The sequence below is a fragment of the Aeromonas sp. s8 genome, from assembly GCF_040907785.1.
Lineage (GTDB): Bacteria > Pseudomonadota > Gammaproteobacteria > Enterobacterales > Aeromonadaceae > Aeromonas > Aeromonas veronii.
This window is the reverse complement of the sequence record NZ_JBFOCL010000028.1, coordinates 33,836-51,729: the sequence shown is the minus strand read 5'-3', so window position 1 is coordinate 51,729 and position 17,894 is coordinate 33,836. Positions and strand designations below refer to the sequence as shown.

Below are 17,894 nucleotides of genomic sequence, written 5' to 3'. Positions count from 1 at the left end.
AATCAATTTGCCATCACGATCGACCCGCCATCAGAAGGGGCGCCGCAGCGCCCCTTCTCTTTACTCTTTGTCGACCATCAGCTTGATTTGCCCGCCTTGGGCTCATCGAGAGTGTGCTTCACCTCTTCATACCAGAGGTCGTGGTGCTCCTTGGCCCAGGTCTCGTCCACCTCGCCGGTCACCATCCCCTCCAGCGCCCCTTCCAGCTGGAACAGGCCCATGTAGATATGGAAGATAAAGCCGCAGATGAGGATCAAGGCGCCTACGATATGGATGAAGCTGGCCCACTCCATCTGGCGGCGCAGCTGGCCGAAGATGGGGAAGTCGAGGAACAGCCCGGTCGCCACGACGATGCCGCCAAACCAGATCAGCAGCCAGAAGATCGCCTTCTCGCCGCCGTTGGAGAAGCCCGCCGAAGGATGGCTTCCCTTGTGCTTGCCGAGCATGCCACCAAACTTCATGAACCACTGCACATCCACCATGTTGACGATGTTGTGGCGGAACCACTTGATGAGCACCCCCATCAGGCAGAGGAAGAAGAGCGGCCCCACGTAGTTGTGGAACACCTTGGCAAACCAGATCCAGTTCTCCCACACCCCGAGGTTCACCACCGGCTTGATGAAGTACTTGCCGTAGATGATGGCCAGCCCCGACCCGGAGAGGGTCAGGAACATGGCCGCCGTGGTCCAGTGCAGCGCCCGATCCAGCCGGCTCCAGCGCTTGAGCTTGCGCCCGGTGCGCGGTTTGGAGAGCTTGGTCTGCCCCACCACCAGGTACATCAGGCCGCACATGGCCAAGGATCCAAAGATAGCGATGGCACCGAGTGGCGACACCCACTTGGTCTTCACCTCGAACCAGAGCTGGCCCGGCACCGAGATAAGCACTCCGTGCTCCGGCGAGCGGGAGGTGGTCACCCCCTCCTGCCCATCCTTCACCGCCCGCCAGTAATCGGCGCCGGCAAAGCCAACCGCCTCTTTCTGCGCATCAGCGAAGCCGGGCGCGCTGAACAGCAGCAAGGCCGTCAGCAGCGCTGTCAGCCAGTGTCTCATTGGCCATCCTCCTGCTTGCCAAGCTTGAGCCCCTTGCCTCTGCCATCGTGAGGTTTGCTGGCGTCACGATAGAGCGCCTGTTCATCAGCCCCCCAAGCTGCATGAGGGGCGCCGCGATAGGCAACCCGCTCGCGGAAGATGTCGGAGATCACCTGCGCATCCCCCGCCAGCAGTGCCTTGGTGGAGCAGAGCTCGGCACACATGGGCAGCTTGCCCTCGGCGATGCGGTTGGCACCGTACTTCTGGCGCTCCGCCTCGCTGTGATCCTCTTCCGGGCCGCCGGCACAGAAGGTGCACTTGTCCATCTTGCCCCGATCGCCAAAGGCGGCGGTCTTCGGGAACTGGGGCGCCCCGAACGGGCAGGCAAACAGGCAGTAGCCACAACCGATGCAGAGATCCTTGTTGTGCAGCACGATGCCGTCGTCGGTGTGATAGAAGCAGTCGGCCGGGCAGACCGCCATGCAGGGGGCGTCGGTGCAGTGCATGCAGGCGACCGAGATGGAAGTCTCCCCCGGCAGGCCGTCGTTGAGGGTCACCACCCGGCGGCGCTGGATGCCCCACTCCAGGGCATCGTCGTTCTCGTTCTTGCACGCCGTCACACAGCCGTTGCACTCGATGCAACGCTTGGTGTCACACATGAATTTCATTCTGGCCATGGGATCAGGCTCCTACTTTGCGAAAACGGCACAGGGTGACCTTGGTCTCCTGCATCTGGGTGACCGGGTCATAACCATAGGTGGTGACTATGTTGACCGACTCCCCCAGCACATAGGGGTCAGACCCTTCCGGATATTTGGATCGCAGATCCTTGCCCTCGAAGTGGCCGCCGAAGTGGAACGGCATAAAGGCGAGCCCCGGTTTGACCCGCGGGGTCACCAGTGCCTTCACCTTGACCCGCCCCCCTTCCGGCCCCTCGACCCACACATCCTGACCGTCGCGCACGCCGACATCGTTGGCATCCGCCGGGTTCATCTCGACAAACATCTCCTGCTGCAATTCAGCCAGCCAAGGGTTGGAACGGGTCTCGTCGCCGCCCCCCTCGTACTCCACCAGACGGCCGGAGGTGAGGATGATCGGGAACTCCTTGCTGACATCCTTCTCCTGCACCGAGGCGTACTGGGTCGGCAGGCGCCACAGGCTCTTCGAATCAGGCCAGGTGGCGTAGTCGGCCAGCAAGTCGCGGCGCGGGGTGTAGAGCGGCTCGCGGTGCTTGGGCACCTGATCCGGGAAGGTCCACACCACGCAGCGCGCCTTGGCGTTGCCATACGGCACAAAGCCGTGCTTGATGGCGACGCGCTGAATGCCGCCAGAGAGATCGGTCTTCCAGTTCTTGCCCTCGGCCTCTTTCTTCTCGGCCTCGGTCAGCTCATCCCACCAGCCGAGCTGTTTCATCAGGTCGGCAGTGATCTCGGGATAACCGTCTTCCACCTCGCTCCCTTTCGGCCAGGAGTCTTCGGCGAGCAGCGAGACTCCCTGATACTCGATGCCGAAGCGGGCGCGGAAACCACCGCCCCCTTCCGACACCGGAATGCTGGTGTCGTAGAGGATGTGGCTGCCGGGGTGTTTCATCTCAGGGGTACCCCAGCAGGGCCACGGCAGACCGTACACTTCGCCACTGACCGGGCCGCCCTCGGCCTTGAGGTTGGTCTTGTGGAAGGTGTGCCAGTTCTGCTGGTGCGCCTTGAGCCGCTCCGGGCTCTGGCCGGTGTAGCCCACACTCCACATGCCGCGGTTATATTCGCGGGTGATGTCTTCCAACAGTGGCTGGTTGTTCTCTACCTTGATGTGCTTGAACAGCTGGTCGGCAAAGCCGAGCTTCTTGCTCAAGAGATACATGATCTCGTGGTCGACCTTGGATTCGAACAGGGGTTCGATCACCTTGTCGCGCCACTGCATGGAGCGGTTGGTGGCGGTGACGGAACCATAGGTTTCGAACTGGGTGGTGGCCGGCAGCAGGTAGACGCCGTCGGTGCGATCGTTCATCACCGAGGCGACGGTGGGATACGGGTCGACAATCACCATCATGTCGAGCTTTTGCATCGCCTTCTTCATTTCCGGGCCGCGGGTCTGGGAGTTGACCGCATGGCCCCAGTAGAACATGGCGCGGATGTTGGAGCCCTGCTCGATAAGGTCGGCATTCTCCAGCACCCCGTCCACCCAGCGGGAGACCGGAATGCCGTTGTTGTTCATCGGCAGCTTGCCGTTGTAGGCCTTGTTGTCAAAGCGGGCCTTGATCCACTCGTAATCCACGTCCCACACCCGGGCCCAGTGCTTCCAGGAGCCCTCTTCCAGCCCGTAGTATCCGGGCAGGGAGTCGGAGGTGACGCCAAAGTCGGTGGCTCCCTGCACGTTGTCGTGACCGCGGAAGATGTTGGTGCCCGCCCCGCTCTTGCCCACGTTGCCGAGGGCCAGTTCGAGGATGCAGTAAGCGCGGGTGTTGTTGTTGCCTGTGGTGTGCTGGGTGCCGCCCATGCACCAGACCACGCAGCCGGGGCGGTTGTCGGCCAGCAGTTTGGCGGCGCCATAGACCTGCTGCTCGTTGAGGCCGGTCACCCGCTCTACTTCGGCCGGAGTCCAGCGCGCCACCTCTTTTTGCACCTCGTCCATACCGTAGACACGGGTGCGGATGAACTCTTTATCTTCCCAGCCGTTCTTGAAGATGTGCCAGAGCATGCCCCAGATAAAGGCGACGTCGGTACCCGGACGCAATGAGAGGTACATGTCCGCCTTGGCGGCAGTGCGGGTGCGGCGCGGGTCGACCACCAGGATCTTGCAGCCGTTGCGCTCTTTGGCCAGCAGGATGTGCTGCATGGCGACCGGGTGGGCCTCCGCCGGGTTGGAGCCGATAAACATGATCGACTTGCTGTTGTGCATGTCGTTCAGGCTATTGGTCATGGCGCCGTAGCCCCAGGTGTTGGCGACCCCAGCGACCGTGGTGGAGTGGCAGATCCGCGCCTGGTGATCCACGTTGTTGGTGCCCCACAGGGAGGCCATCTTGCGAAACAGGTAGGCCTGCTCGTTGGAGTGCTTGGCGGAGCCGAGCCAGTAGACGCTGTCGGGGCCGGACTCCTTGCGCAGGCGCAGCACTTCGTTGCCCACCTCTTCGATGGCCTGATCCCAGCTGATGCGCTGCCACTTGCCGCCCACCAGCTTCATCGGGTACTTGAGGCGACGCTCACCGTGGCCGTGCTCGCGCAGGGCCGCCCCCTTGGCGCAGTGACCGCCCAAGTTGAAGGGGTGATCAAAGGCCGGCTCCTGACCGGTCCAGACGCCGTTTTGCACCTCGGCATAGACGCCGCAGCCCACCGAGCAGTGGGAACAGATGGTGCGCTTCACCTCGACCGGCACCTCGGCCGCCACGGTTTTGGCCTCGGCCCGCTGCATCATGGCTGGCGCCAGCCAACCGGCGGCCACGGCGCCACCGGCCACCAGACCGGAGTTGACCATAAAGGCGCGGCGGGTCAGCCCCTGACCGCGAATGGCCTCATTGCCCTGCTCGCCCGCCTGGGGCTGCTCGGCACGTTTTGTCAGTTTCATGAGTTCTCCTTCACTGATCCGGCTCAGTCGGTGCCGCGCAGGGTGCGATAAAAGTCGTGAACATGGGGGGTCTCCCGATAGCCCTTGTCAGGCTCGGTGTCGTGGGTCAGCACCTCTTTGCCCACCACCCGGCCGGTGGCACCGGCCAATACGCCTATGGTGGCGACCACGCCAACTCCCTTGATCAGATTGCGGCGGGACGGGTCTTTCAGCTGTTCATCGCTCATTCTTGTGACCTCTGTTGTTATTCTTGCCAGCGCTTGCGCGCCAGCTTCGCGTCCAATGGGATATCTCGTCTGTTCGTTTTGTTGTGGGTGGTTCGGGGCATTCAGCCCGGCACCACGCAGGCGCCAAACGGCAGGCGCAATTCGTTTTCCAGCTTGAAGAAATCTTCGGCAAGGGCACCGACCGCCCGGTAGAAGCTGCCCCCTTTCGCCTGTTGCTGATCGCGGCAGCAAGCGAGTACCCAGGGGGCAAGGTGGCGCTCATAGAAGCGGTTGCGCTCAGGGTGCTGCTCGGCAATCAGTACCGCCATCACCTCACAGAGGGCGGCCAGATGATCTTCCGGCTCGCACACTCCGCTCTGGCGCTCGAAACCGAGGGACTGCAGATCTGCACGCAGCACCGCCAGCGGCAGCTCCATCAATGAGCCGGTGAGATACCAGGAGGCAAACGGCACAATCTCCCCGCGCCCCAGCCCGATAAAGAGATCCTGATACTCCTCGGCAAGCTCGTTTTCGTGGTGGCTACTGGCCGCCAGCTGCACCAGCCCCAGCCCTCTGGCAAAGGAGCCCGGCATCGGCTGCAACCCTTGCAGCCAGGCGAGCTGTTCGCCACGGGGAGCGGCGCGCCAGAGACTCGCCAGCAGGGCGTAGAGATCGGCGCTGCTCTGTTCCAGTTCGGTCATGGTCAGTTCGCCAGCCTTTTCGTTATGTTGTTCACTCATCACTGGCCCCTCATACCTTGAGCTGGGAGACGGGATCCGCCGCCAGCGCCGCAAACACATCCTTGACCCGACAGTCCTCGCACATCAGCAGCCGCTGGGCGGCCTCATTTTGGAAGTGGGAGTGACCGGCCAGTTTTTGCTGGATGCGGCGGATCATCGAGGCGGGCGCGAACGGCTTGGAGCAGCGAATGCAGCAGGCGGCCTCTTCGGCTTTCAGGCTCTGCACGGCGCGACGCGCCTCGGGCACGGGTTGCAGGCGGGGCACCAGTACGATGGCCTGCTCGGGGCACGCCTTTTCGCACATGCCGCACTGGATGCAGTCCTGCTCGATAAAGTTGAGACCCGGCGTGTGCCCCACCGCATGCAGGGCACGGCTCGGGCAGACCGCCACGCAGCCCATGCAGAGGGTGCAGTCAGACTCTTTGAGTTCCACACTGCCGTAAGGGGCGCCGTGGGGCACCGCCAGCGGCTTGCGGCTCCCCTCGTTGGCCTGCCAGAGGGCATCGAAGGCGGCAAACAGGTTCTCCCGTTTGTCCCCTTTGAGCGGCTTCTCCAGCAGGGCAACGGTTGGCTGGCCGGAAACAGGCTCACCAGCATCTGCGTCAAACAGAGCAATGCGATCGGTAGCAAGCCCAGCGCCCGCCAGCAGCACGGCGGCGCTCGCCAGCTCCCGCTCAACCAGCGCACGGACGCTTTCGGGGGCATCGTCACCCAGCGCAATGCGCACCGTGCTGGCACCGTAGGCGAGTGCCGCGAACCAGCTCTCGATACCCAAACTCGCGCTCTCCTCCACCCAGACCGGCAGCCAGTTGGCGGGCAAGCGGGTGAGCTCGGCTTCCACCCATTCGCGCTCGTTTTCACCGGCGATCAGCAGTCGAGGCGCTTCGCCGCCCGCCTCCCGGTAGTGCTTGAGCAATCGGAACAGGTAGTCGCCGCTGGTGTTGGCATCGGGCTGATGATAGGCAATCGCCCCGGTCGGACAGGCAGAGGCACAGCTGCCAAAGCCCTGACAGAGATGGGGATCGATCTGGATGCGACCATTGATGGGCTTGAGGGCATCGGTCGGGCAGACATCGAGACAGCGGCTGCAACCGGGCACGCCGCGGGCGGTAAAGGCGCAGGCCTCGGGGTCGAGGCGAAAATAGCGCGGTTTATCGAAAATACCGGTCAGTGCACAGAGCTCGGCGAGCCGTTCAGCCAAGTCTGTGTCATCAGCCAGATGCAGATAACCGACCGGCGGGCGCTCCAGCGCAAAGAGCGGGGCGCGGCCCAGATCGGCCACCAGATCGAAGCGAGGCTCGCGTGGCTGTTCACTAACAGCAGCCGCTTGTTGTGGGAAGCAAAGCGCCGCCAGATTTACCCGCTCACCCTGCCCATTGAGGCCGGTGAGCTGAAATTGGCCAAGATACCCTGTCAGGCTCGACTCGCGCAGGGTCAGGGCCGCGAGGGATGCGGTGGCATCGAAAATGGCTTCGAGATCTGCCGCCTCGGCATCGTGGACCGCTTCGGTCACCAGCAGGGTGGGCTTCACCCCGGCGGGCAGCAGGCTGGCTGCGCGGCGAATGCGATCTTCCGGGCCGACCAGCAGCAGGCGCCCCTGACTCTGATAAGAGACAGTGGCCGGGATCAGGTTATCGGTCTTGACCGTATGCTGCAGGGCATAGGCGCGAGCGCGCGCGTTATGCTCGGCCGCCCCCGCCCCATGGGCAAGATTGGAGACTAGATTTGGGGCCAGATTTGGCAATGTTTGTTCAGTGCTCACATACGCTCCTGTGCGCGCCACCTCATGGGATGGGCGCTTGTTGGTAAGCCGAGAGAGCAAGAGGCGAGCCAACTCCCCCGGAAAAAAAGTGACTGACAGGGAGTCAGGATCCTGAGGGTTCCATCCCCCCACCTTTGGTTGGGACATTTTGTCCACCAGAGGAAACCAAAATGTCCCGATCGTCAGTGTGGGTTTGAGAATGGTTATCAGCCAGCTCGTCGGCGGCAGGTTCGCTGGCAACCGCCACAGGTTCGGCGGATCCGCTGGCCGGATTGGCCGATTCGCGGTCAGGAGCGATCACCTGATCCACCAGCCAGTTGCGCAGCCCGGCGGTCAGGGCCGCGGGCAGCAATTGGGGCTGGCTGAAATCCTGGGTGTAGTCGTCGAGCCCATCCGGTTTATGGCTGCGAAACATGGCCCGCAGCGCCTCCTTGTCAGGAAGTTTTGGCTTGCCCGGCTGGGCTGTTGTTAGCGGCGGTTCGCCACTCCCAGCCCCCTCAACGGCAAGGGGTTCACTGCTCCCCTTGTCAGTGCTGACTACGGGGCTATCCAGCGATGTATCTGGTGTTTCAGCTTCGCCACTGCCTTCGATGGGGGCGGCAACCGCCTCGGGAATGGCCTCTTCCCGTGGCTGCAATACCTGATGCTTGCGCGCCTCACTCTTGCGAGATGACCAGCGTTTGAGGAACTCACTCATGGGCGCTGTTTCCGCTGTGGCTACCACGCTCGCTGCCATCGGGGCCGGTGGCTTTAACGGCGCCACAGCTGGCTTGATCCTGGCTATCGACTCCCAGCTGATCCTGCGCCCGCCCCTTGCCCTTCTTGCCCTTGCGGCGGGCCTCCAGCAGCTCGCCGTGGCGGCCGATAAAGGCCTCCACCCAGGCTTGCAGCGCCTCGGGCAGCGGACAGGAGAGCACCTGCCGCTCGCCATCCATATAGGCGGCGGCCACGGTCTGGCTCAGAGTCAGGCCATCGGCCACAAAGCCACTGTCCACGCGGCTTCCGGTCACAAAAAGGCGGGGCGAGCCGGAGCTCAAATTGAAGCGATAATCCCCCCGCTCGTCACGAAACAGGGTAAGGGGCAAGGCACCGGCTGCCTCAGGTTCGGCGGGGTGGAGCGCAGCAATCTCGAAACGGCGGCTCTGCCAGCGGCCAACCTGGCTGTCGATGGCCTTTAACTCCAGTTGCAGCCAGCGCTGCGGGGGCAAGGTATTGGTTGTCTCTTGCACTGTCACGGCTCCCATTAGAAGGTCTCTGCCGGGCCGCCCTCCCCCTTGAACCACCCCGTTCGGGGCGGATCATGGCAGGAGATTCATGGCAGCCACGGCCATCAATGGGATAAGACATAGCAAGAGTGGGGCCAAGGCAGGATGGAGTGTTCCATCAAGGCGGACAGGGGACGCAGCAATTCCAATACACTACCGTTCGAATACGCTTCGCCATTCGAACAATTCCCAACAGGAGAATATCAATCCAAGCTCTTATCTCTCAATTTTTTCCTCTGTTATTGAAAAGCGTAATCACAGACAGTAATGTGTATCAATCGAACCCACTAAATATGTATGGGTTTCGAATTTCAAATTTCTAATAACCATTGAAAACAATGAGATACATAATGAAACCTTTCGATATTTTAAATCAGCTCTATAAATATGATTTGCAGATGGTCCTTAGGGAAAACGGTTTAAGTGGTACTGGATGCAAAAGCGAATTAATTAATCGAGCCCTCACGTCATTGCACATGTCGCAAATTCTAAATTGCCTTACATATCATGACATTAAAATGATATGTTCAACACTCAATATTAAATACAATGGAAAACAGGCCTCTATAACATCAATCTGTAATCTTTGCGGGGCGCAAACAAACTTAAAGAAAACCACTAACATTGTGTGCAATGAAATATCTTCCATTCAGAATGAACTAAACGACATAGTAGGTTTGTCTAGTGTTAAGAGAAAAATAAAAGAGCTTATTGCTTTTAGTACAATTCAACAGAAAAGGAAAAAATTAGGCTTACAGTCCGTTTCAGTTGGAAGACATATTGTATTTACTGGTAACCCAGGAACAGGCAAAACCACTGTAGCTAGGATTATTGGTAAATTATTTAAAGCTTATGGATTGGTTAGTCAAGGGGGATTTAGAGAAGTCAAGCGTTCAGACCTTGTTGGAGAATATATTGGAAAGTCAGAGATAATTACTAACAAGATTCTTGAAGAAGCCAAAGGTGGTGTTCTTTTTATTGATGAGGCATATGCTTTAGCTGGTGATGATAATGACTTTGGCAAGGTAGTAATAGAAACTCTTATGGTTGCCATGGAGAATTACCGTGATGACATTGTAATTATTGTCGCAGGCTATAAAAACGAAATGGAGCAATTTTTGAATGCAAACCCTGGCCTTAAATCTCGCTTTAACTTTTTTATTGAGTTCGAAGACTACAGCAATGAAGAATTGGTCAGCATCGTAAAAAGAATGGCTGAAAGAAATGACTACACATTAGAGAAGGAACTAGAAATCGCATTGATTGATAAGTTTTCAAACTATAGAAACTCAACTGATATGTTCGCAAATGGCCGTCTTGCCAGAAATTTATTTGAATCCATGCTATTAAATCAAGCTATTCGCTTATCTGAAATCGAAATTTACGATGACACTTTACTGCAAGTACTAACAGTCTCAGACCTATAATCAAGGCCATAGGTTAGACAAGAGCGACAAAAAACATTAAGAGGATTGCATGGCCATGCTTAAGTGGATTACGATGGACATAATCCATATGGCGACGGCAATCCTCTTCAGCCCGAATAAAATGCTCCCAATAATTACGCAGCCAAATACCCCGTTCGCAATGTCGCAGCCGGGTCTAACTACGTAAATCTATAGTGGCAAGACACAAGAGAAGTAACTTTTTATCAACCGCCAACGCAGAGGAAAATCAATCTCCCCCTCTGGTAAGGAGAGAATTCAATGAAGATAGTCAGGTAGGGCGAGCCTATTTCACCTTGGCAACGACATGGCGCAACCGATCTGCGTCACCAGCAACCGGTTTTCGCGCCGTTTCAGGAGGTTAACGGTAAAGAACCAAATTACACTGGGCTGCCTTGCTCGTTGCCAATTTGCCATCCCGTTTTCCTTTGATAGCCGTAAAGCCACACATTGTGTTACTACCCGACGCAATTCGCACAATTTCAATGCCACGAATATCGCGATTGTTCGAATACGCTTTGCTATTCGAACCTACTCAACTCCATAAGAAGAGAACCTAAACCAAAAGTAATCTGGAACAAAACTTGCTGTATCCCTCCCCTTAGATCCCGGCAACCGGTCGCGAGGGGCCCATGACACCGACCTTTATCAAAAGCAATGCTGCCGCCCAGCTCACCATGGCCGTCGAGGTGATGGATGAGCAGGGCACAATGAATACCCGCCAAATCGCCTGCGAGCGGCCACTGACGGTCTACCTCAACTGGAAGGAGATAGTAACCCTGATGACGCTGGGGGCCCGCCCCGAGGCGCTGGTGCTGGGTTATCTGAAAAATCAGGGTTTTATCGAGGATATTTCGGCCATCGAGTCGGTGATCGTCGACTGGGAGAGCGAGGCCGCCGCCGTGGTGAGCAGCCAGCAGGCCGACGATCTCGACAAATCGCTGGAGAAGAAGACGGTCACCTCCGGCTGCGGTCAGGGCACCATGTATGGCAGCGTGATGAAGAAGCTCGAAGGGGTGGTCTTGGCGGCGCCTGAGCTTAAACAGAGCACCCTCTACGCCCTGCTGAAAGCCCTGTCGGCCCATAACGAAACCTACAAGATGGCCGGTGCAGTCCATGGCTGCGCCATCTGTCGCGGCAGCGAAATCCTCTCCTTTGTCGAGGACGTGGGGCGCCACAATGCGGTGGATACCCTGGCGGGCGAGCTCTGGATGCGCGGCGAGGCTGGCCACGACAAGATCTTCTACACCACGGGGCGGCTCACCTCGGAGATGGTGATCAAGGTGGCGCAGATGGGCATTCCGGTGCTGCTGTCGCGCTCCGGCGTCACCCAGATGGGACTGGATCTCGCCCGCCAGCTCGGCATCACCATGATTGCCCGCGCCAAGGGGCGCCACTTCGAGGTCTTTAGCGGTCACGACCATATGGTGCTGGACGAGAAGCCGCCGGTGCTGGCGCCCAGTCCGGCCGGTCGCGGGATGCGGGATTAACTCATGAACGAGTTTATGAACGTGAAGCAGGTGGCGGAATACCTCGATCTCAACGAGAAGAAGGTCTACCAGCTCGCCAACGAGGCGCGCATCCCCGCCACCAAGGCGACCGGCAAGTGGCTGTTTCCCCGCTCCCTGCTCGACCGCTGGCTGCTCGGCAGTTGCCACGAGGGGGTGATGAACGACCGGCTGCTGCTGGCAGGCTCGGACGATGTGCTGCTGCACTACGCCAGCAGCCGCTTGGCACAGCAGCTCGGCACCCAGGCACTGGTGGGCTACACCCCGTGCGGCACCCGTCAGGGGCTGGCGATGCTGGCGCGCGGCCATGTGGATCTCTGCGCCATTCACTGGGGGCAGGCCGAAGAGGCCCACCTGCGCCATCCGGCGCTGGTGCAGCAGTATCAGGGCCACCGGCAATGGGTGATCGTTCATGGATTTCGCCGGGTGCAGGGACTGGTGCTGCGGCAGGGGTTGCAACCCAAAGAGGCGAAAGAAGCACTCGACTGGCGCTGGGCCATGCGTCAGGAGGGGGCCGGCAGCCAGCGCGCCCTGCAGGAGTGGCTGCAAACCCAGGGGGAGTCGCTGACCCGGTTGGAGCGCACCCTCGAGGTCAACAGCGAGCGGGAGCTGGCCGCCGCCATCAGCCGCGGCGATGCGGATGTCGGGCCCGGCGCCCAGAGCACCGCCACCGAGTTTGGCCTCGGCTTTATGCCCTTGTCGCAGGAGTGCTTCGATCTGGTGATGCCGCAGGGGGTCTTCTTTCGCACCCTGCTGCAACAGCTGATCGGCTGGCTGCAATCCCCCGAGGGGCGCGAGTTGGCGGCCCGCCTCGGCGGCTATGACCTGACCCAGAGCGGCAAGCTGGTGTGGAGCCCGCAGTAAATAACCACTCACCCACCGACAAAACAGCCCGTCAACCATGTTGACGGGCTGTTTTTATCACGGGCCTTTTTATAACGGGATCAATCGCCTGTCTCACGCCCCTCGGCATTGAGGGCGATGCGCCACCCTTCCAGTTTCGCGGGCTCGCTACCGCTGGGCAGCAGGGCGTGGCTGCGCAGCCGCACGGTAAAGCAGCTCCCCTGCCCCGGGGTGGAGTCCACCAAGAGCTCCCCACCCCAGCGACTGATGATGCGGTGGCTCAGGGCCAGCCCCAGACCGGTGCCGGTGGCGCGAGTGGTGAAGAAGGGGTCGAAGATCTTGTCGATAATGGCCGCCTCGATGCCGCTGCCGTTATCGATCACCCGCACCTCGGCCCCGCGCAGCTGACCCAGTTCATCGACCCAGTCGCGGCTCTCGACCCGGATCTCCCCCTGCTCCCCCAGCGCGTGGCTGGCGTTGACCAGGAGGTTGATCAGCACCTGCAACAACTGCTGGCGATCCGCCTCGATGGGCTGCTGGGCCCTGAGATCGGCCACCAGCTCCACCTGCTGCTGGCGCAGGGCGGAGCGCACCAGGGTCAGGCTCTCCTCGATGATGGGATTGAGGTGCTGCCACACCGGCGCCGTCTCGTAATCGCCAGGGCGAGAGTATTGCAACAAGCTGCGGGTGATGGCACGAATGCGCTCGATCTGTGCCAGCACCAGTGCCAGCTCCTCGCTGACCGGCTCGGCCGCCTCCCCCAGCTCCAGCTTCATCAGCTCCACATTGCCGAGGATCACCGCCAGCGGGTTGTTGATCTCGTGGGCCACCCCGGCGGAGAGCTCGCCAAGGGCCGCCAGCTTCTCGCTGATAAGCAGCTGCTGGCGCGCCTCGGTCAGCATATGGATATGATCTTCCAGCTCGGCGGTCTTGAGCTCAAGGCTTTGGGTACGCTCGGCCACCTTCTGCTCCAGCTCATCGGCGCTGCGAGCCATCTGCTGCTGGTGCGCCTCCTGCCTGTCCAGCATGGCGTCAAACTGACGACCGAGCTGGGCCAGCTCGTGGTCAGGGTCGAGGGCCAGGGGGCCGATACGGGCCGACTCCCCGGCCTGCACCTGCCGCACCACCTTGTGCATCCGCTCGATGGGGGAGAAGAGATCCCGCGCGCCGCGATAGACCAGCAGGCCGGAGAGCAGCAACAGCAGCACCACGCCGGAGCCCAGCTCCACCAGATTGGTGAGATAGGTGCGGATGATGGGCCACTCGAGAAAGCCCACATAGAGCATGCCGAGCCGCTCGCCCCTGGCTCCCAACAGCGGCTCGTAGCCAGAGACATACCAGGCGTCGTGGACGAAGGCGCGGTCAACCCACATCTCCCCCCGTCCCAGCACCTGATCGCGCACTGGCGGCGAGACCCGGGTGCCCACCGCCCGACCCACCTGACGGCTACTGCTGACCGGTACGTTGGTGCTCACCCGCAGATCGTCGAGAAACAGGGTGACGGTGCCAACGCTGCCATCCGGCAGGGTGTTTTTGGCAAACACCTGACCCTTGAGCTCATCCACCAGCCGGGTGCTGCCGTTGACAAGCTCGCCCCCCTCCAGCACGGCCCAAAGGGAGCCGTCACGGCCCATCACCGGCGTCAGTGACAAGCTGATCAGCCCCCTGTCCTCCACCACCCTGGTGCCATCCCGTTGCCACAACACAGCTCGCTTGGCCAGTTGCGGGGAGAGAGCGAGCATCTCCTGCTGCGACCAGACCACGAAGTGGCTGACGCTGCGCCCGGCCGTGAGGGCGGCCCGCTCCTGCGCCGTCAGCTGATCCAGCTCGGGGCCGCGGCGCAAGCGCAGAAAATCGAGACCATAGTTGGCCGCCAGCGGCATCACCCAGTCATGCAGCTGATCCGGCGATTCCCGCAGCCGCAGCTGAAAGGCCCAGGCATCGCGCAGATGCTCGAGATGCTCGGTCTGGCGCTGCTGCTGCACCGTGATGGCGTGATGGGCCACCCCGAGATCGCTGCGCACCGTGGTGAGCAGGTTTTGCCAGCTGTAGGTGAGGGTCCAGTAGAGGGTGAGCGCGATCATGCCCACCAGGGTGAGCATGATAGGCACCGAGGTGAGCAGCAGCAGGCGCCAGCGCACTTTGGTGCGCACGCAACGGGGCAACAGGGCGCGCATGCAGCGGGAGAGCAGGGTCAGTTTCATCGCCACCCCATCCAGTCAGCCTTCCTCATTCGATAGCCCACTCCTTGAATTTGCGATCCAGCGTCTTGCGCGCCACCCCGAGCACCCGGGAGGCGGCAGACTTGTTGCCATCATGGCTCGCCACCACTTGCAGGATGTGGGCCTTCTCCACCTCCGCCAGCGGCCATGCCAGCGGGTAGCCCTCCTCGCTCGTGCCCGGTTCGGCGGGCTTGCTGCTCTGCCAGTAATCCGCCGGGGGCTTGCCCAGCAGCAGGCAGCGCTCGATGAGGTTGCGCAGTTCCCGCACGTTGCCGGGCCAGGGGTAAGCCTGCATCGCCACCACGTCCTCATGGGTCCAGCTTAAGGAGCCCATCCCCATCTCGGCGGTGAGCTGGCGAGTGAAGTGATGGACCAGCGCGGGGATGTCGTCGATCCGCTCGCGCAGCGGGGCAACCGGTAGCGCCACCACGTTGAGGCGATAGAAGAGATCTTCGCGAAAGCGGCCCGCCTCCACCTCGGCCTTGAGGTTGCGGTTGGTGGCGGCAACGATGCGTACATCCACCGCCAATTCGCGCTCGGCCCCCACCGGGCGGATGGCTTTCTGCTCCAGCGCCCGCAGCAGGGAAGCCTGCATGGCGAGCGGCATCTCGCCGATCTCGTCCAAAAAGAGCGTGCCCTGATGGGCGACCCGGAACAGGCCGTCACGCCCCTTGCGGGCGCCGGTAAAGGCACCCTGCACGTGGCCGAACAGCTCGCTTTCCAGCAGCTCCGGCGCGATGGAGGCGCAGTTGAGGGGCACAAAGGCCCCCATCCGGCCGGAAAGTTGATGCAGGGCGCGGGCCACCAGCTCCTTACCGGTGCCGGACTCCCCCTCCACCAATACGGCGGCATTGGAGGGGGCCACTCTGGCGATGAGCGTCTTGAGCTCGCGGGTCTTGGCACTGTCGCCAATCAGGGTGGGCGGGAACAGCTTGCTCACCTCCCGGCGCAGCAGCAGGTTCTCCCGCTCCATCTGGCGGCGCTCGATGACTCTGTCCACCGCCTGCACCATCTGATCGAGGTTGAAGGGCTTGAGGATAAAGTCGCTGGCGCCGAGGCGCAGCGCCTTGAGGGCGGTCTCCATATCGCCAAAACCGGTCATGAAGATGATGTCGCTGCGGCGGGTAGCGGGGTCTATGGCCTCGTGCCACTCGATGCCGGAGCGCCCAGGCAGCCGGATGTCGGCGATGATAAGGTCAAAGTGAAGGCGGCAGCGCAGGGCTTCCGCCTCCTCCACGCTGGCGGCAGTCTCAATCTGGGCAAAACGCTTGGCCAGCGCCTTGGCCAGAAAGCTGCGCATGCCGGGCTCATCGTCAACGATAAGCAGGGAGAGGGCAGACCAGCGGCTGGGAGGGAGTGTCATGGAAAAAAGTACCTCGGATGCACGTACGGTCGGTGAATGTCCCGATAACCGGAACCTTAGTGGGACATTTTGTCCTTACCGTATCAAAAGCACCAACACCAATTATTAAAAGCGATAACAAGCTCACCTAATTGATTCTAATAAGCTTCTGTTTTTAAAAGGCAAACCGTGAATGCAGCGGCAAAGGAACAGTTTGGCACCCTGCTTGCTTACTCTTGCCCTCTCCTCATCCACCCTGAAAAAAGTTGCATCACGATGACGATAAAAACCAACCTCAAACGTTTTGCCCTCTCCCTCGCCGCCAGCCTGCTGATCGCCGGTGCTGCCCATGCCGAAGCGGATACTAATGCCACAAAAGCGCCGATCCGCCTCGCCACCACCACCAGCACCGAGCAGTCCGGTCTGCTGGGCTGGTTGCTGCCCCAGTTCACCAAGGAGACCGGTTATCCGGTGCAGGTGATGGCGGCCGGTACCGGCCAGAGCCTGAAGATGGGTGAGAATGGCGACGCGGATCTGGTGATGACCCACGCCCCCTCTGCCGAGAAGAAGTTCGTCGATGCGGGCTTTGGCATCGAGCCGGTACACCTGATGTACAACGACTTCGTTATCGTCGGCCCGGCCAAAGACCCGGCGGGTCTGGCCAAGCTGCACGACGCGGCCAAGGGGCTGCTGGCCATCAAGGCGCAGGGCCAGACCTTTATCTCCCGCGGTGACGAGTCCGGTACCCACATCAAGGAGAAGACCCTGTGGCAAGCCGCAGACGTCAAACCCGAGTTTGCCGGTTACAAATCCATCGGCCAGGGGATGGGGCCGACCCTGACCATGGCCTCGGAGCTCGGTGCCTACACCCTGACCGACCGCGGCACCTGGCTCGCCTACCAGAGCAAGCTGGATCTCGCCGTACTGCTGGAGGGTGACAAGCGCCTGTTCAACCCCTATCAGGTGATCCTGGTCAACCCCAAGCGCTACCCGGATCTCAACACCGAAGGGGCCCGCACCCTGAAGAACTGGCTGGTCTCCGAGCATGGCCAGAAGCTGATCGGCGACTTCAAGGTAGCCGGTCAGGCGCTGTTCGTAGCGGATGCCAACGGGAAATAATGGCAACCCTGACCCCTGCGATAACGTTAATGGCCCTCCCCCGGTTCACTGAGGGAGGTGCCTGATGCCGACCCTGCTCGATACTACGTTGGCGGCCCTCGCCCTGCACTATGAGAGAGAGGTCTGATGCCGACATTGATCGACACGACATTAGCGGCCCTCGCCCTGCTGTTCAGTGGTGACACCGAACTGTGGCAGGTGGTGGGGGTCTCCTTCTCCGTCTCCTGCATCGCCCTGCTGCTGGTGCTGCTGCCCGCCTTGCTGCTGGGCTTTGCGCTGGCCTATCTGCCGCTGCCCGGCCGCTGGCTCTGGCTCTGGCTCTCCTGCATCAATACCCTGCAATCGGTGCCGACCGTGGTGATTGGCCTCTTGCTCTATATGCTGCTGTCACGGGCTGGCCCCTTTGGCGACTGGAAGCTGCTCTTTACCCAGCAGGCCATGGTGGTGGGGCAGATGCTGATCGCCTTTCCGGTGATCGCCACCATGGCTCACGCGGCGTTTGTCCAGAGTGACCGGCGTGCCTGGGAAACCGCCCTGACCCTGGGGGTCTCCTGGCCCAAGGCGCTGATCGGCCTGATGCACGAGTGCCGCTTTGGCCTGCTGGCCGCCATCATCGGCGCCTTCAGCCGCATCGTCACCGAGGTGGGCTGCTCCATGATGGTGGGGGGCAATATCCTGCACTTCACCCGCAATATCCCCACCGCCATCGCGCTGGAGACCCAGAAAGGGGCCTTCACCCAGGGGGTGGCGCTCGGCATAGTGCTGCTCACCCTCGCCCTCTTGCTCAACCTGCTGCTGACGGCCTGTCGCGGCCACAGCTATCTGAAGAACTGACCATGCCCCCACTGTGTATCAA

Annotated in this window: 15 protein-coding genes; 5 read left to right on the top strand and 10 right to left on the bottom strand. The window is 60.9% G+C overall.

Annotation, left to right across the window (positions count from 1 at the left end):
- Nucleotides 1-77 precede the first annotated feature (77 nt).
- From AB5Y86_RS09300 to AB5Y86_RS09265, 8 genes are all read right to left on the bottom strand, one after another.
- Entirely contained in the window at nucleotides 78-1,049 is a 972-nt protein-coding gene (locus AB5Y86_RS09300; RefSeq protein WP_323911516.1) for a formate dehydrogenase subunit gamma, read from the bottom strand.
- Nucleotides 1,046-1,705: a formate dehydrogenase FDH3 subunit beta gene (gene fdh3B / locus AB5Y86_RS09295; RefSeq protein ID WP_005353752.1), complete on the bottom strand. Its 660-nt coding sequence runs from the start codon at nucleotides 1,703-1,705 to the stop codon at nucleotides 1,046-1,048. Before fdh3B ends, AB5Y86_RS09300 begins: the two co-directional genes overlap by 4 nt.
- Before the next feature lie 4 nt (nucleotides 1,706-1,709).
- A complete protein-coding gene (locus tag AB5Y86_RS09290; protein ID WP_042082515.1) occupies nucleotides 1,710-4,586 on the bottom strand; it encodes a formate dehydrogenase subunit alpha in 2,877 nt (958 codons plus the stop codon).
- A gap of 23 nt (nucleotides 4,587-4,609) precedes the next feature.
- Nucleotides 4,610-4,813, bottom strand: coding sequence for a transcriptional initiation protein Tat (locus tag AB5Y86_RS09285; protein WP_005303194.1), 204 nt, complete (start codon nucleotides 4,811-4,813; stop codon nucleotides 4,610-4,612).
- Between the two features lie 101 nt (nucleotides 4,814-4,914).
- The gene (locus tag AB5Y86_RS09280) at nucleotides 4,915-5,532 is read right to left on the bottom strand and encodes a molecular chaperone (RefSeq protein ID WP_368192689.1); all 618 of its coding nucleotides are present in this window, start codon (nucleotides 5,530-5,532) and stop codon (nucleotides 4,915-4,917) included.
- A gap of 10 nt (nucleotides 5,533-5,542) precedes the next feature.
- The gene (locus AB5Y86_RS09275) at nucleotides 5,543-7,294 is read right to left on the bottom strand and encodes a 4Fe-4S binding protein (protein WP_368192687.1); all 1,752 of its coding nucleotides are present in this window, start codon (nucleotides 7,292-7,294) and stop codon (nucleotides 5,543-5,545) included.
- Between the two features lie 103 nt (nucleotides 7,295-7,397).
- The gene (locus AB5Y86_RS09270; protein WP_323930963.1) at nucleotides 7,398-7,991 is read right to left on the bottom strand and encodes a DUF3306 domain-containing protein; all 594 of its coding nucleotides are present in this window, start codon (nucleotides 7,989-7,991) and stop codon (nucleotides 7,398-7,400) included.
- Complete coding sequence (locus AB5Y86_RS09265; protein WP_323930962.1) at nucleotides 7,984-8,538, bottom strand: DUF3305 domain-containing protein; 555 nt, start codon at nucleotides 8,536-8,538, stop codon at nucleotides 7,984-7,986. The genes AB5Y86_RS09270 and AB5Y86_RS09265 overlap by 8 nt, the downstream gene beginning before the upstream one ends.
- 371 nt (nucleotides 8,539-8,909) lie before the next feature.
- Here AB5Y86_RS09265 and AB5Y86_RS09260 point away from each other — a divergent pair, with 371 nt between their 5' ends.
- From AB5Y86_RS09260 to AB5Y86_RS09250, 3 genes are all read left to right on the top strand, one after another.
- A complete protein-coding gene (locus tag AB5Y86_RS09260; protein WP_368192685.1) occupies nucleotides 8,910-9,986 on the top strand; it encodes an AAA family ATPase in 1,077 nt (358 codons plus the stop codon).
- Between the two features lie 650 nt (nucleotides 9,987-10,636).
- A complete protein-coding gene (locus AB5Y86_RS09255) occupies nucleotides 10,637-11,494 on the top strand; it encodes a formate dehydrogenase accessory sulfurtransferase FdhD (protein ID WP_139730745.1) in 858 nt (285 codons plus the stop codon).
- Nucleotides 11,495-11,509: 15 nt separating this feature from the next.
- Nucleotides 11,510-12,376 carry a helix-turn-helix transcriptional regulator gene (locus tag AB5Y86_RS09250; RefSeq protein ID WP_013723539.1) on the top strand — a complete coding sequence of 289 codons (867 nt, stop codon included), beginning with the start codon at nucleotides 11,510-11,512 and terminating at the stop codon, nucleotides 12,374-12,376.
- Between the two features lie 80 nt (nucleotides 12,377-12,456).
- Here the strand turns inward: AB5Y86_RS09250 and AB5Y86_RS09245 are convergent, their stop codons facing one another.
- Both AB5Y86_RS09245 and AB5Y86_RS09240 read right to left on the bottom strand, forming a co-directional pair.
- Nucleotides 12,457-14,559 (bottom strand): cache domain-containing protein, encoded by a 2,103-nt coding sequence (locus tag AB5Y86_RS09245; protein ID WP_323930960.1) that lies wholly within the window; start codon nucleotides 14,557-14,559, stop codon nucleotides 12,457-12,459.
- 25 nt (nucleotides 14,560-14,584) lie between these two features.
- Nucleotides 14,585-15,940 (bottom strand): sigma-54 dependent transcriptional regulator, encoded by a 1,356-nt coding sequence (locus AB5Y86_RS09240; protein WP_064339669.1) that lies wholly within the window; start codon nucleotides 15,938-15,940, stop codon nucleotides 14,585-14,587.
- Nucleotides 15,941-16,195: 255 nt separating this feature from the next.
- Between AB5Y86_RS09240 and AB5Y86_RS09235 the strand changes: the two genes are divergently transcribed.
- Both AB5Y86_RS09235 and AB5Y86_RS09230 read left to right on the top strand, forming a co-directional pair.
- A complete protein-coding gene (locus tag AB5Y86_RS09235) occupies nucleotides 16,196-17,038 on the top strand; it encodes a substrate-binding domain-containing protein (protein ID WP_368192681.1) in 843 nt (280 codons plus the stop codon).
- Nucleotides 17,039-17,164: 126 nt separating this feature from the next.
- The gene (locus AB5Y86_RS09230; RefSeq protein WP_182969491.1) at nucleotides 17,165-17,872 is read left to right on the top strand and encodes an ABC transporter permease; all 708 of its coding nucleotides are present in this window, start codon (nucleotides 17,165-17,167) and stop codon (nucleotides 17,870-17,872) included.
- The last annotated feature ends 22 nt before the right edge of the window (nucleotides 17,873-17,894 follow it).

What these genes read in the sequence shown, in the direction of transcription:
- fdh3B (WP_005353752.1), bottom strand. Translation starts at nt 1,705, where the DNA reads ATGGCCAGAATGAAATTCATGTGTGACACCAAGCGTTGCATCGAGTGC.
- AB5Y86_RS09270 (WP_323930963.1), bottom strand. Translation starts at nt 7,991, where the DNA reads ATGAGTGAGTTCCTCAAACGCTGGTCATCTCGCAAGAGTGAGGCGCGC.
- AB5Y86_RS09250 (WP_013723539.1), top strand. Translation starts at nt 11,510, where the DNA reads ATGAACGTGAAGCAGGTGGCGGAATACCTCGATCTCAACGAGAAGAAG.
- AB5Y86_RS09300 (WP_323911516.1), bottom strand. Translation starts at nt 1,049, where the DNA reads ATGAGACACTGGCTGACAGCGCTGCTGACGGCCTTGCTGCTGTTCAGC.
- AB5Y86_RS09260 (WP_368192685.1), top strand. Translation starts at nt 8,910, where the DNA reads ATGAAACCTTTCGATATTTTAAATCAGCTCTATAAATATGATTTGCAG.
- AB5Y86_RS09245 (WP_323930960.1), bottom strand. Translation starts at nt 14,559, where the DNA reads ATGAAACTGACCCTGCTCTCCCGCTGCATGCGCGCCCTGTTGCCCCGT.
- AB5Y86_RS09290 (WP_042082515.1), bottom strand. Translation starts at nt 4,586, where the DNA reads ATGAAACTGACAAAACGTGCCGAGCAGCCCCAGGCGGGCGAGCAGGGC.
- AB5Y86_RS09285 (WP_005303194.1), bottom strand. Translation starts at nt 4,813, where the DNA reads ATGAGCGATGAACAGCTGAAAGACCCGTCCCGCCGCAATCTGATCAAG.
- AB5Y86_RS09265 (WP_323930962.1), bottom strand. Translation starts at nt 8,538, where the DNA reads ATGGGAGCCGTGACAGTGCAAGAGACAACCAATACCTTGCCCCCGCAG.
- AB5Y86_RS09240 (WP_064339669.1), bottom strand. Translation starts at nt 15,940, where the DNA reads ATGACACTCCCTCCCAGCCGCTGGTCTGCCCTCTCCCTGCTTATCGTT.
- AB5Y86_RS09280 (WP_368192689.1), bottom strand. Translation starts at nt 5,532, where the DNA reads ATGAGTGAACAACATAACGAAAAGGCTGGCGAACTGACCATGACCGAA.
- AB5Y86_RS09255 (WP_139730745.1), top strand. Translation starts at nt 10,637, where the DNA reads ATGACACCGACCTTTATCAAAAGCAATGCTGCCGCCCAGCTCACCATG.
- AB5Y86_RS09230 (WP_182969491.1), top strand. Translation starts at nt 17,165, where the DNA reads ATGCCGACATTGATCGACACGACATTAGCGGCCCTCGCCCTGCTGTTC.
- AB5Y86_RS09235 (WP_368192681.1), top strand. Translation starts at nt 16,196, where the DNA reads ATGACGATAAAAACCAACCTCAAACGTTTTGCCCTCTCCCTCGCCGCC.